Consider the following 14,189-nt stretch of genomic DNA (forward strand, 5'->3'; position numbering starts at 1 on the left):
CCGCACCTATGCAGGAAATGACGTCTTTTGCAACAGCGAACATCTTTACTGCGTCATCAGAAAAGACATCATCCCCCGCATAGGGAAGCAACCGCAAAACATGCCCGAACCTCTACTTTAGACATGTACGGTTTTGGGGAGGACGTCAACATGCCCGAACCTCTACTTTAGACATGTACGGTTTTGGGGAGGACGTCAAAGTCGACCTACCTGTAGATATAGGTGGACCTACACTTAGGGATAGCTGGACCTACACTTAGGGGTAGCTGGACCTACACTTAGGGATAGGTAGACCTACACTTAGGGGTAGCTGAACCTACACTTAGGGATAAGTAGACCTACACTTTGGGATAGCTGGACCTACACCTGGGGATGGTAGACCTACACTTTGGAGTAGCTGGACCTACACTTAGGGATAGCTGGACCTACACTTAGGGATAACTGGACCTACACTTAGGGATAGCTGGACTTACACTTAGGGATAGGTAGACATTTTGATTTGATAGGTTCACCTATCAATACCGGCGCGAGCGTTAGCGTAGCGCTCGCCAGTAAAAGATTGGCAAGATGCCCTCGCACAATGCTTCGACTCCGCTCAGCATGACAAACACCCGTTGTCGTAAAATGAGTGTCATCCCGATGACGACGAAGGAGGAAGTGGGGATCTGATTTCGCGCTCCCGGCGAGCAAGCACACGTACAGTTGAGCGAAGTCTCCCGACTTCGTTCCAGCGGACGCGGTCTCCTGACCGCAGCAATCCGGTCAGGAGACCGGTTTCCACTACAACAAAGTCAGAGACTTTGCTGAACGGAGGTAGCTGGACCTATACTTATGGATAGGTGGACCTTTTGATTTGATAGGTTCACCCATCAATACTGGCGCGAGCGTTAGCGTAGCGCTCGCCAGTAAAAGATTGGCAAGATGCCCTCGCACAATGCTTCGACTCCGCTCAGCATGACAAACACCCGTTGTCGTAAAATGAGTGTCATCCCGATGACGACGAAGTAGGAAGTGGGGATCTGATTTCGCGCTCCCGACGAGCAAGCACACGTACAGTTGAGCGAAGTCTCCCGACTTCGTTCCAGCGGACGCGGTCTCCTGACCGCAGCAATCCGGTCGGGAGACCGGTTTCCACTACAACAAAGTCAGAGACTTTGCTGAACGGAGGTAGCTGGACCTATACTTATGGATAGGTGGACCTTTTGATTTGATAGGTTCACCTATCAATACCGGCGCGAGCGTTAGCGTAGCGCTCGCCAGTAAAAGATTGGCAAGATGCCCTCGCACAATGCTTCGACTCCGCTCAGCATGACAAACACCCGTTGTCGTAAAATGAGTGTCATCCTGAGCGGAGTCGAAGGATTTTTTTAATTATCACGCCAGAAAAAAGAGGAAGCCCACATGATGTGAGCTTCCTCCAATGACGTATGAACGTATTAACCTATAAACTTATCAACCTGGCATCTAAGCCAGCCTTCCTCTCTTAATCTCATCCACCACCTGCGGATCCAGCAGTGTGCTGATATCTCCTACATTATCGAGTTCACCTTCAGCTATTTTGCGCAGAATGCGGCGCATAATTTTGCCACTGCGCGTTTTCGGAAGCCCGCTTACAAACTGGATTTTATCTGGCTTTGCAATGGGTCCGATGATGCGGGCCACTGTTTGTGCAATGTCTTTGCGAGTCAGACTTTCGTCGCCATGTGCACTGGTATAAACGACATAAGCATAAATACCCTGCCCTTTCACCTCGTGCGGATAACCCACCACTGCGCTTTCTACCACGCCAGCATGCATATTGATGGCGTTCTCTACTTCGGCAGTACCAATACGGTGCCCGCTCACATTCAGCACATCGTCTACGCGCCCTGTGATACGATAGTTACCATCTTCATCGCGATAGCTGCCATCACCGGTAAAATACATATCGTCATAAGTCGCGAAGTAATTCGTACGCATACGCTCGTGATCGCCGTAAGTGGTGCGCAACATTCCGGGCCAAGGGAATTTGACACAAAGATTACCACCCACATTCGGGCCTTCTATTTCTTTACCATTTTCATCCATAAGCACAGGTTGTATACCTGGCAGCGGCAGAGTTGCCCAGCCTGGCTTTGCCTTGGTAACACCAGCAAGATTCGAAATCAGAATACCTCCATTCTCTGTTTGCCACCAGGTATCTACAATCGGACAACGGTTTTTGCCAATGTTGTCATCAAACCAATGCCAGGCCTCCTCATTGATCGGCTCACCAACACTGCCCAATACTTTTAGACTACTAAGATCTGCCTGCTGCACCGGACCCAGGCCAAAACCCATGAGGCTGCGGATTGCCGTCGGTGCTGTGTACAGAATATTTACCCGGTATTTGTCTACAATTTTCCAGAAACGGCCAGCATCCGGCCAGGTTGGAATTCCTTCAAATATAAGACTGGTGGCACCCGCGCAAAGCGGCGCGTAAACAATATAACTGTGTCCTGTAATCCAGCCGATATCCGCCGTACAGAAATGAATATCTCCCGGGTTGTATTGAAACACATTCACGAAAGAATACGTAGTGTATACCATATAGCCGCCCACCGTGTGCACCACCCCTTTAGGTTTGCCTGTAGAACCAGAAGTATACAGGATAAATAGTGGGTCTTCCGCATCCATTTCTTCCGCCGGACAATCGGGATTACCCATTGTTTCCACAAATTTCACTTCGTCTTCCCACCATACGTCGCGGCCTTTAATCATGCTCACCGGAGTACGGGTACGCGTAAGCACAATCACTCTTTTCACAAAATGACATTGCACCAATGCATCGTCAATTACTGATTTCAGCGGAACATCCTTATTACCACGAAAAGCACCGTCACTTGTCACAATATATTCGGCCTGTGCATCCTGCAAGCGATCCGCAATACTTTGCGCACTGAAACCACCAAAAATCACAGAATGAATAGCACCGAGGCGCGCACATGCCAGCACCGCAATGGCCAGTTCCGGCACCATGCCCATGTAAATACAGACACGATCGCCTTTCTTGACGCCATTATTTTTCAGCACATTGGCAAACTGCACAACTTTATTATATAATTCCCGGTAAGTAAGCACCCGGTGACGATCTTCGGGATCATTGGGTTCCCAGATAATTGCAGGTTTATTACCTGAAGTCTCTAAATGGCGATCCAGGCAGTTCTCTGTAATATTGAGCCTGCCTCCCTGAAACCATTTTATATTCGGTTCCTTAAAATTCCATTCCAGGACTTTATCCCATTTTTTCCGCCAGTAAAAAGAGGAAGCAACGTCTCCCCAAAAACCCTCGGGATCGTCTACGCTTCTTTTATATGCCGCCTGATATTCGTCAAATGATTTTATCTGAAAAGGATATGACATCTCTATAGTAATTGTGGTTTGAAGTTAAGTTAATTGGTCAAAAAGTTGAAAGCTCAAATCAGTCGCTATTTACGCATTGACCAATTAACTCATTAACGATTTAACCAATTACCGGCATAAAATGTTAAATTGAAATAGGAATTACCCAAACCTTTCGTTCATGGACTTTAAAGATTATTACGAAATACTCGGTGTAGATAAAAAAGCCAGTCAGGACGAGATCAAAAAAGCGTTCCGCAAACTGGCGGTAAAATATCATCCCGATAAAAGCAACGGAGACAAGGCTGCAGAAGAAAAATTCAAAGAGATCAACGAAGCTTATGAAGTACTAGGCGATCCGGAGAAAAGAAAAAAGTACGATACACTGGGTGAAAACTGGCGCACCTATCAGCAATCGGGCGCGCAAGGCGGATTTGACTGGTCGCAGTTTCAACAGCAGGGAGGTGCGGGTCAGCATTATCAATATCAGGGCACGGGCGGATTTGGCGAACAAGATTTTTCAGATTTCTTCAGTTCTATTTTCGGCGACATGGGTGGTCGTTTCCGTCAGCAAAGACAATCGGGCTTTCCGGGACAGGATTACCAAACCGATATCACGCTTACGTTGGAAGAAGCTTTTAATGGTAGTACACGAATCATAGAACTTGATGGCAATAAAATCAGGCTCAATCTGAAACCTGGCATTAAAGACGGGCAAGTACTGCGACTTCCCGGGAAAGGAGGAAAAGGTTCCGGCGGCGGAAAAGCCGGTGATCTTTACGCAAACATTTTTGTACGGCCACATCCACTTTTTGAACGACAGGAAAACAACCTGAAACAGACAATCAGCGTTGATCTCTTTACTGCAGTACTCGGCGGCGACACCGAAGTGCAAACGCTTACAGGCCGACTAAAGGTTAAGATCAAAGCAGGCACTCAAAGCAGCGGCGCATTACGATTGAAAGGAAAAGGAATGCCAGTGTATAATGAATCGGGGCACTTCGGAGACATGATTTTAGAAATTAAAGTTTCCATTCCGGAACATCTTACAGACGAACAACGACAACAATTTGAAACGCTGCGCAACAGCTTTCATTCGAAATAAATCATCTTTTCATCTTAAAAGACTTTACGGTTATGAACATTGTCGTTTATGAAAGAAGATCGAGCGAAGCGATCGAAGATTTTTCAAAAGCCGTAACTGACACAGAGCTGCGATACTATGCAAGCAGCCTTATGGACCTGGGTATTGGCAGCATGGACGAAATTCAAGGGGCTATTGGCCGCGCCATGCAGATTTGTAGCACGCTGCATGTTCCCGCCCGATCACACTTCAAGGTCATCTACCTCTACAAGAACGGCACTTTAATTACAGACTGGAGATTATCTGAAATGGCCCGGAAATTAGTATTACTCAATGCAGATCCTGCAAATCCTGTTGTTGCCAAAATACAGCTACGCCTGCTTAATGGCCTGTAGCTGGCATAAAATTTGCATAAGACCAATTGCTGTTGTTCATCTTCATTTGTCGGGGTAATGCCCGCGGCAATTGTGCATCGTCAACCGTAAATTTGTAACACACACAAAACAATTATCTATGCGCTGGAGAGGTGAACGCGAAAGCGAGAATGTAGAAGACCGTCGTGGTATAGGCGGGGGCAAAATTATTGGCGGGGGCATCGGAGCCATTATCATCGCTGTGATTGTTTATTTTCTGGGCGGCAATCCCAATTCCGTTCTACAATCAGCACAACAATCCGCGCCGGTTTCTCACACCATGCCTGTAGCTGCGGACGACAGTCTGAAAGAGTTTTCTGCTGTAGTGCTCGGCTATACCGAAGACGTGTGGACCAAACTATTTGCCGAACAAAACATGCAATACAAAAAACCGACGCTCGTGCTTTTCACAGGCAGTGTGCAAAGTGGCTGCGGTGGCGCCAGCGCAGCGACAGGTCCGTTTTATTGTCCGCTCGATCAGAAAGTGTATTTAGATCTATCGTTCTTTCAAGAGCTGCGGGATCGCTTTCGTGCGCCGGGGAATTTTGCAATGGCTTATGTGATAGCACATGAAGTGGGCCATCACGTACAGAAACTATTAGGTATTTCAGACAAAGTACATGCATTACAACAGCGCACTAATGAAGCTGGTGCTAATAAGCTATCTGTAAAACTGGAACTGCAGGCTGATTTTTTTGCAGGTGTATGGGCGCATCATGCGCAGGAAATGAAAGATATTCTTGACCCAGGTGATATTGAAGCTGCATTGGCGGCTGCCAATGCTATTGGTGATGATCGCCTGCAACAGGAAGCACAAGGTTATGTTGTACCGGATGCATTTACCCATGGCACTTCTGCACAGCGTATGTATTGGTTTAAGAAAGGATTTGATACAGGTGATATGGCCAAAGGTGATACTTTTGCCGATAATACACTAAATTAGTTAAAGGGTTAAAATGGTAAATGGTTAANNTTAACCATTTACCATTTTAACCTTTTAACCGCAAAAGAACGCTATGTTAACTAGACCAAAAAAAGGTGAATTCGCTCCCAACTATTCAGATTATATCAATAAAACGGAAGGTGAAAATGTAGCTGATCTGATTGCTAATTACAGCGGGCTGCTGAATCAATTTGTAAACGATCTTCCGGAGCATAAAGCTAACTATGCGTATGCGCCTGGCAAATGGACGGTGAAAGATGTACTGCAGCATTTGCTTGATGCAGAGCGGATATTTACTTATCGCGCCCTGCGTTTTGCACGAAAGGACAGTACAATGTTGCCGGGCTTTGAAGAAGACATGTATGCCGCCAATGCCAACGCCGCACAGCGCAGTCTGCAAAGTCTGAAAGAAGAGTTTGTTTCGGTGAGAAAAGCAACTGATCTTTTTTTCGCATCCCTCAGAGACGAGCAACTACAACAAAAAGGCACGGCCAATAATTATTCCACAACAGTACAGGCACTGGCGTTTGTAGTGTTCGGTCATTTACTGCATCATAAACAAATTTTGGAAGAACGATATCTGCAATAATCCAGAAGACCTCACAAAATTGTGGGGTCTTTTTTTTATTGACCACCCTCCGTGCTTTTCACCTTTAGGAAGAAATTAATACCGTTAGGAGATGGCATTTGGCGATATCTTCTAAGTATTCGATATTTACAACACTTCCCTACACTTCTCTCTCTAGCCCTTTCCTACTGCGGTTCTACCCAAACAACAAACTACAAACATTTAAGGTTCATCCGCAAACAGAATTCTTATGAAGAAACTTTACCTCGCATTGGGATTATTATCCGGCGCTGCAACACTACACGCGCAAACAAATTCAATCGATATTTCGTCTGCACAGCAAACTAATCCGGCAAGCGGAAAATGGAAGGTAATAGCAATGTCTGCCGACATGCAAAATGCCTATTGCTACGGCAATACTAACGGACCTGCGGCTCCACAGTCGGGCGCTACCGCGGTTTCACCCGTAATTATCGGACAAGATGCATTGGTATTGACCAATGACATTGTCGACTGGTCTCCTAACGGCGGTACTTTTTTAAGCTGTTTCCAGTATAATACGGTCTATACCTCGCAACCCTCAGTGAAGAACAATACAAATTGTACGATGACTATTCAGCGGCGCTTCTATGTTTGCAGTGACACCGCCCAACTGATTAACATCAACCTTCCGGCAGTCTGCGACGATTATATCCTGAGCGCCACGATGGACGGCAGTACGGTACTCTTTACCAATACGTCATCCAATCCAAGTTTTCCTTCTGCAGTTACAATTAATAGCACTCAATACGTGACACCTGGCCCGCATACCATAGAAGTAGTATGTGCGAATAACGAAGATCCTGTTCCTAATTATTATTATGTTGGCGGTGCCATGCGCCAATGGAATCCTTTTGGCGTGATGCTTACTGGTAATATCACTACAGCTGCGGGCAACATACTCTATGATACAATACCTCCTGCGATGCCAGTTATCATCGGTAACCCAACTATAACCAGCGGCCAATCTGCTACCCTATCCAATGCAGCAGGCAACGGTACCTGGTTCTCTTCGAACACTGCTGTTGCAACCGTTTCACAAACTGGTGTAATAACCGCGATAAATGCAGGTACGACTGTTATCAGTTACACAAACTCACATTATTGCCCTAACCAAACCAGCAAAACCATAACTGTCGAAAACCCTGCGGGTATCAATACACCAATTGCAACTGGCAATACTCAGTTATTGCAAAATGCTCCGAATCCATTCAATGGTAAAACCATCATCGAGTATTTTGTAACAACAATAAAAAGCGGTGCCTGTATCTGCGTTTATGATCTTAATGGCAAGGAGCTGCAACGCCTACCCATTGCGTCTGCTGGCAAAGGTTCAGTTGTAATTAATGACGATCTAATGCCATCTGGCATATATCTGTATTCATTGATTATAGATGGCCAGAAAATTGGCACAAGACGCATGACTTTAATTAAATAAACACAGCATTACGAAAGATGCTTTTATGTTCAATAAAGAAAAAACGCTCTCAACAATATGTTGAGAGCGTTTTCCTTTTTATGAATTTGTGTACTGGCTTATTCGCCGCCACCTTGCATTTTCTTCAGATCATCCTGCGTCAGTTCTGTAAAGCCTTCTGTTGACAACGCAAATACAGAATCCGGAACTGCTGTGGTAGAAACTTCTTTAGCTGTCATTTTTATCTTCAGCGGACCTTGCGAAATTTCATATTCCAACGGGAAACCTTTTAATCCTTTAAACATTGCAGACTCTTTCGTTTTACCCATCACAGTTGATACAATCTTATCCGTATACCAAACTTCTGTCTTTACGTCTTCGTCTTTAATGTGCATTGTAATAACTGCCTTTTTACAATCATAGCCAGCGATACTTTTAGTCTCGTTCACATATTCGATTTTAGGTTCGGCATTACCCTTCTGCAGTTTTTCGAGATCAGCAGTAGTAGATTTGAGGAAGTATTTCTGACCCATCTGGTCTACTGTCATGAGCATGCCTTTATTGTCGGTCATCACTTTAGTAGTGCCCATACCAGAACTCGTCTCACTCATGGATTTATCTTTCTTGAAATACACTTTCGTCTCCATATTCCCTACCATTGACGCAGCTTCAGCCGGCAAACCCTGAATATCCATCGTGTAAGTAACTGTTCCTTCTTTTACCTGCGCCTGACTAATGATAGTAGAACTAACAATAAGTGCTGCAATTGCTAAAAACTTTTTCATTTTTCTCTTTTTAGGATTTTGCCCAAAGATGGGACTATTATGATAAAGAATAAATGTTTGACAAAAAAATAGTTTTTACACAATAAAAAATATGTTTCTAAATGACTAAAAGCGCGCGAAATACGCGTTAAAATCCATTAATTTTATATCATATCCATTCCTCTTATGAAATCCAAACATCGGAGATTGCTCGTCTTTCTCTCCCTTCTTTTCTTAGCCGCCTGCCAAGGCACAAAAAATGAAGTAAAAGTAACATCCAGGAATTTTGAGGACGAAATTGAACAACAGCAGAATCTGGAGTTCAATTTCAACAAAGACATCTATCCCGACAGCCTGCTACAACACTGGGACAGCACACAGTACATCGAGTTTACACCGAAGATCAAAGGGATGTTTAAATGGAACAGTTCCAGCCAACTGGTCTTTTCGCCTGAAAACAGATTTGATCCCGGCACGGAATACACGGCACATATCACTAAGGACGTATTGAAGTACAGCAAAAAACAGTATCCGGTAGACAACAAGCAGGATTTCCATTTTCATACGGCGCCACTACGCATCATGGAATCGCATGCATCATGGACGCGCGGACAAAACATGGCAAACGTAGTAGTACAGATGGATTTGTCGTTTAACTACGACATCAAAGTGTCTGATATTGCCACGCATCTCAAATTAAGCAGCAATGGACAAGCATTAAATTTCTCAACCGTAAACAATGGCGAAGGACGCGTAGTCTCCCTGCAATTTATGCCCGTGAATGATAAAGACCAGGAAACGCCCATAAAAATTGACCTGCTGAAAGGGGTACCCGTATTGCATAGCAAGTACATCACCGCACGGGATACTTCGGTCAACGAAAATGTGCCTTCGCGCTTTAATCTTGCAGTAAGCGGTATTGATGCCGAACACACCGGTACTGAAGGTATTGTCACGGTAAATACTTCACAACCATTGCTGGAAGATGGCCTGAAAAGTTTCATCACAATTTCACCAGCGGTCAATTTTGATATAACGCTGAATGATGCTGGCTTTACGATCACAAGTAAAGAATTTAAAGCAGATCAGACCTATGATCTCATCATCTCAGATAAGTTGCAAGGCGCATTTGGCGGACGTTTCAAAGGTGACCACACAGAACAGATACGCTTCGGCAAGCTGGAACCACAGGTACAGTTTATCAATGCAAAAGGCATGTATCTTTCTTCGCAGGGCTATAAAAATCTTTCGCTCAATATTGTGAATGTACCTTCTGTACAGGTTTCTGTGATCAAGGTATATGAAAACAACCTGGAGCAATTCCTCCGCAAAGATCGTCACTACAGTTACGGATACAACAATGATGAGGATGAGAGCGTCGATGACGGCGGCAGTTACGAATACTACAATACCGAAAATCTGGGCGACACCATCTTCACGAAAGTGTACGAAACATCAAAGCTTCCGGCGCAGAATGCAGCAAAGGTTTTGCACCTTGATTTTCAGGATAAGATCAAAGACTACAATGGCATTTATGTAATCACTGTTGCGTCTAAAGATCATTACTGGATTCAGGATTCCAAGATCCTTTCTATTTCTGACGTTGGGCTGATTGTGAAAGAAGAGAAAGATAACATGTATGTGTTTGCCAACTCTATTAAAACAACGAACGCACTCTCCGGCGTGAAAGTCTCATTTGTAAGTACAAACAACCAGAAAGTATACACAGCCACTACTGATGCGGAAGGCATGGCGGTGTTTAGCGACATCAGCAAAACAGCTCCAGGCTTTACTGTGGGATTGATCACGGCAAAACTCAATAATGAGTTCAGCTTTGTGTGGCTTGATCAGGCAAAGATTGAAACATCGAGATTTGATGTTGGCGGCAGAATGACCAGCCCGACTAACCTGAATGCCTGGATCTACGCCGAGCGAAATCTCTATCGCCCGGGAGAAACGATACATGTAAGTGGTGTAGTGCGTACTGAAGCATGGGAAAAACCAGGTGAAATTCCGGTGAAGTTAAAACTGGTAATGCCGAATGGTAAAGAGTTTGCGACGATGCGCAAAATACTGAACGATCAGGGCGCCTGTGAAACGATGTTCAACATTCCAAATTCGGCGCCTACGGGAACTTATGTACTGAATATGTATACCGGTAATGACGTGCTGCTCAACAGTTACAATTTCAGCATTGAAGATTTTGTACCGGACCGTCTGAAATCAGCACTCACAATTGATCGTAAAGAATATAGTCCGGGCAACAATGTCATTGCTTCTGTACAAGCCGATAATTTATTCGGTACGCCAGCGGCAAATCGTGATTATCAAATGCAGCTGAACATGGACAAAGCTACATTTGAAGCCAAAGGTTATGACGATTATACGTTTGAAATTAAAAACGACTTTCTGTTCCAAACCGTTTTCCGCGAGGGTAAAACTACCGAAACCGGACACGCTGAGGAAACATTTACCTTACCGGTAGATATGATGGACGCGGGTATGCTGAAAGGTAATATCATGGCATCTGTATTTGATGAAACGGGTCGCCCGGTACATCGTTACGAACACTTCGACGTGTACACGCAACCTTATTATCTCGGCCTCAAGGCGCCTAGTGATTACACCAGCACCAAATCACCTTATCGCCTGAGCCTCGTTGCGCTTGATAAAAACGGCACACCGCAAAATGGTGTAGCAGCACAGATCGTCATTCTGAAAAAAGACTGGCACACCGTAATACAACAGGACGGAAACCGCTACCGTTACGTATCACAACAAGAAACAAAGATTGTAGCGCAGGAAAACATTACGATCAACGGTGCCAACGGCAGCTATGCCTACACACCAACGTTGAGTGGTGATTATGAAATCCGCTTATCGTTGCCGGATCGCAACAGCTTTGTCTCTTATACATTCTATGCCTGGGGTTGGGGCGATACACAATACAATTCATTTGACGTAAACAATGAAGGCAATGTGGAAATCAAGGCAAACAAAGACAAGTATGCAATTGGCGAAAACATGCACCTACTCTTCACTACACCGTTTGAAGGCAAAATGCTGGTAACAGTAGAGCGCGACAAAATGATCCGCCACTATTATCTCACCACTAAGGACAAATCCGCTTCACTCGACATGAAAGCTGATGATGTATGTGTGCCGAATGTCTACATCACCGCGACACTCTTCCGTGCCATGGATGGCTCAAGCATGCCACTTACGGTAGCGCATGGTTACAAATCTGTAACGGTAGAAAATGTACGCAATCATATTCCTGTTACGGTAACGATGGCGGAGAAATCACGCTCTAAAACCAAACAGACCATTACTGTAAGAACCACACCGGGCGCATATGTAACGATTGCAGCAGTAGACGAAGGTATTCTGCAGGTAAAGAATTATAAAACGCCTGATCCTTACGAATATTTCTATCAGAAAGTAGCACTTGCTGTAAACAGCTATGATATCTATCCGTTCCTCTTGCCAGAAATAAAAACCACCCGAAGCAGTACCGGCGGTGATGGCAGCGGTGACGACGGATCGTTGCGTGTCAATCCTATGTTTGTCAATCGCATCAAAAACGTTTCGTTCTGGAGTGGTATTGTACAGGCAAACAGCAGTGGTATCGTACGCTATGACATAGACGTGCCGCAATTTTCCGGTGATATCCGTGTGATGGCGGTTGCTTATAAAGACAAAGGCTTTGGCGGCGCCGATCAGCATATGAAGATTGCCGATCCAATTATTATCAGCGCAGGCTTACCACGTTTCCTCAGTCCGAAAGATGAGGTGACCATGCCAATAACATTGAGCAACACAACCACAAAAGAAGCCGTGGCAACGATTACAACTACTGTAAGCGGTCCGTTGTCCATCAACGGCAGCAGCACACAGCAAGTAACCATTCCCGCTAATCGCGAACAACGTGCAGTCTATAATATTTCAGCGTTAGAAAATATCGGTGCAGGCAAGGTTACTATTACCGTAAAGGCGTTTGGCGAAACATTCACAAACGAAACAGACATCAGTATTCGTCCTCCGGCATCTTTACAAAAAATTACGGGCAGCGGCACTGCTTCTGAAAGCAAAATCACTACCATTAATCCAGTGGCTAATTTCCTTGCTGGTACTGCTTCGGGAAAACTGATTGTGAGCAAATCGCCATTGGTGCAATTCTCGAAAAGCATTTCAGATCTGGTTCAATATCCTTATGGCTGCGTAGAACAAACTACATCTGCTGCGTTCCCTCAGTTGTATTATGCAGACCTTGTCAAAGCAATTTATGGACAGGAAAATAAAGACCTGAATCCAGCATATAACGTGCAGCAGGCAATTGCGAAACTGCAATCCATGCAGATGTCGAACGGTGCACTCTCCTACTGGCCAAGCGGTGGCTATGAAAGCTGGTGGGGCAGCATCTACGCTTGTCACTTCCTGATTGAAGCGCGCAAAGCAGGTTACGATGTCAATAGCAATACGATCGACAAATTGCTGCAGTATATGAAGATGAAATTGCAGAAGAAAGAAACGGAGATCTATTACTACAACAGCAATCTGAAAAAAGAAATTGCACCGCGTGAAGTCGCCTATTCCCTTTATGTTTTGGCACTTGCAGGACAGCCGCAACCTGCAACGATGAACTATTACAAAAGCAATTCAGGCATGCTGAGCATGGACAGCAAATACCTGCTTGCTGCTGCTTATACCCTTTCCGGGCAAGCGCTGCAGGCGAAACAAATACTACCAGCTTCATTTACCGGGGAGAAGGCGAACACAGCGTCTGGCGGCAGCTTCTATTCCTATATCCGGGACGAAGCGATTGCATTGAATGCATTGCTCGACATAGATCCAAACAATCCGCAGGTGGGTATTATGACACGCCAGTTATCAGAACAACTGCTGCATGAGCGTTATCTGAGCACACAGGAAAACGTATTCAGCATTCTGGCGTTAGGTAAAGTGGCGCGTAAATCAAATGCAACGACTGCCACCGCGAAAGTGCTGGTAAATGGTAAATCTGTCGGCATTGCAAATGGCACAAACATTTCAGTCAACTTCAAACCATTTATCGGACAGCCATTACAGATTCAGACAAGCGGCAAAGGCGACTACTACTATTTCTGGGAAGTAAAAGGCATTACTGCGGATGGCAGCTTTAAAGAAGAAGACAGCTACCTGAAAGTACGCCGCAGTTATTTCAACAGATTGGGCAATCCACTTACCGGCAATACATTTTCACAAAATGATCTTGTTGTAGTAAAAATCACACTCAATGCACAATACAACAACACGATCGACAATGTGGTAATCACAGACATGCTGCCTGCCGGTTTTGAAATTGAGAACACACGTCTAACCGAAATGCCGGATATGAAATGGATTAAAAACGAAACAACGCCAGATTACCTCGATATCCGTGATGACCGCATCAATATGTTTACATCAGTAAACGACAGCACGCAGACATTCTATTACATGGTCCGCGCCGTATCACCGGGTACTTACCAGCAAGGTCCCGTAATGGCAGACGCAATGTACAACGGCGTTTATCATTCGTATAATGGTGCGGGAGTGATTAAAGTGGTAGAGAAATAAATT

General features: G+C 44.9%; 8 protein-coding genes. 6 read left to right on the forward strand and 2 right to left on the reverse strand.

Annotated elements, in window-relative coordinates:
* Positions 1-1,464: 1,464 nt before the first annotated feature.
* Positions 1,465-3,381, reverse strand: coding sequence for an acetate--CoA ligase (gene acs / locus DN068_RS05215; protein ID WP_110997840.1), 1,917 nt, complete (start codon positions 3,379-3,381; stop codon positions 1,465-1,467).
* A gap of 160 nt (positions 3,382-3,541) precedes the next feature.
* Here acs and DN068_RS05220 point away from each other — a divergent pair, with 160 nt between their 5' ends.
* The 5 genes from DN068_RS05220 (at position 3,542) to DN068_RS05240 (ending at position 7,845) form a co-directional block, all read left to right on the forward strand.
* Positions 3,542-4,465: a DnaJ C-terminal domain-containing protein gene (locus DN068_RS05220; RefSeq protein ID WP_110997841.1), complete on the forward strand. Its 924-nt coding sequence runs from the start codon at positions 3,542-3,544 to the stop codon at positions 4,463-4,465.
* A gap of 32 nt (positions 4,466-4,497) precedes the next feature.
* Positions 4,498-4,839, forward strand: a complete 342-nt coding sequence (locus tag DN068_RS05225) for a hypothetical protein (RefSeq protein ID WP_110997842.1) — start codon at positions 4,498-4,500, stop codon at positions 4,837-4,839.
* A 118-nt stretch (positions 4,840-4,957) separates the two neighbouring features.
* Positions 4,958-5,800 carry a KPN_02809 family neutral zinc metallopeptidase gene (gene ypfJ, locus DN068_RS05230; protein WP_110997843.1) on the forward strand — a complete coding sequence of 281 codons (843 nt, stop codon included), beginning with the start codon at positions 4,958-4,960 and terminating at the stop codon, positions 5,798-5,800.
* A 73-nt stretch (positions 5,801-5,873) separates the two neighbouring features.
* Positions 5,874-6,389, forward strand: coding sequence for a DinB family protein (locus DN068_RS05235; protein ID WP_110997844.1), 516 nt, complete (start codon positions 5,874-5,876; stop codon positions 6,387-6,389).
* A 229-nt stretch (positions 6,390-6,618) separates the two neighbouring features.
* Positions 6,619-7,845: a T9SS type A sorting domain-containing protein gene (locus tag DN068_RS05240; protein WP_110997845.1), complete on the forward strand. Its 1,227-nt coding sequence runs from the start codon at positions 6,619-6,621 to the stop codon at positions 7,843-7,845.
* Positions 7,846-7,943: 98 nt separating this feature from the next.
* On the opposite strand, the gene DN068_RS05245 is transcribed toward DN068_RS05240, so the two are convergent.
* Positions 7,944-8,609, reverse strand: a complete 666-nt coding sequence (locus DN068_RS05245) for a DUF4412 domain-containing protein (protein WP_110997846.1) — start codon at positions 8,607-8,609, stop codon at positions 7,944-7,946.
* A 165-nt stretch (positions 8,610-8,774) separates the two neighbouring features.
* Between DN068_RS05245 and DN068_RS05250 the strand changes: the two genes are divergently transcribed.
* The gene (locus DN068_RS05250; protein WP_110997847.1) at positions 8,775-14,186 is read left to right on the forward strand and encodes an alpha-2-macroglobulin family protein; all 5,412 of its coding nucleotides are present in this window, start codon (positions 8,775-8,777) and stop codon (positions 14,184-14,186) included.
* Positions 14,187-14,189: the final 3 nt, after the last annotated feature.

Origin of the sequence: Taibaiella soli, assembly GCF_003236175.1 — a bacterium.
Classification (GTDB): domain Bacteria; phylum Bacteroidota; class Bacteroidia; order Chitinophagales; family Chitinophagaceae; genus QKTW01.

Bases quoted from the DNA above. Each gene is read 5' to 3' on its own strand.
- acs (WP_110997840.1), bottom strand. From the start codon at position 3,381: ATGTCATATCCTTTTCAGATAAAATCATTTGACGAATATCAGGCGGCA.
- DN068_RS05220 (WP_110997841.1), top strand. From the start codon at position 3,542: ATGGACTTTAAAGATTATTACGAAATACTCGGTGTAGATAAAAAAGCC.
- DN068_RS05225 (WP_110997842.1), top strand. From the start codon at position 4,498: ATGAACATTGTCGTTTATGAAAGAAGATCGAGCGAAGCGATCGAAGAT.
- ypfJ (WP_110997843.1), top strand. From the start codon at position 4,958: ATGCGCTGGAGAGGTGAACGCGAAAGCGAGAATGTAGAAGACCGTCGT.
- DN068_RS05235 (WP_110997844.1), top strand. From the start codon at position 5,874: ATGTTAACTAGACCAAAAAAAGGTGAATTCGCTCCCAACTATTCAGAT.
- DN068_RS05240 (WP_110997845.1), top strand. From the start codon at position 6,619: ATGAAGAAACTTTACCTCGCATTGGGATTATTATCCGGCGCTGCAACA.
- DN068_RS05245 (WP_110997846.1), bottom strand. From the start codon at position 8,609: ATGAAAAAGTTTTTAGCAATTGCAGCACTTATTGTTAGTTCTACTATC.
- DN068_RS05250 (WP_110997847.1), top strand. From the start codon at position 8,775: ATGAAATCCAAACATCGGAGATTGCTCGTCTTTCTCTCCCTTCTTTTC.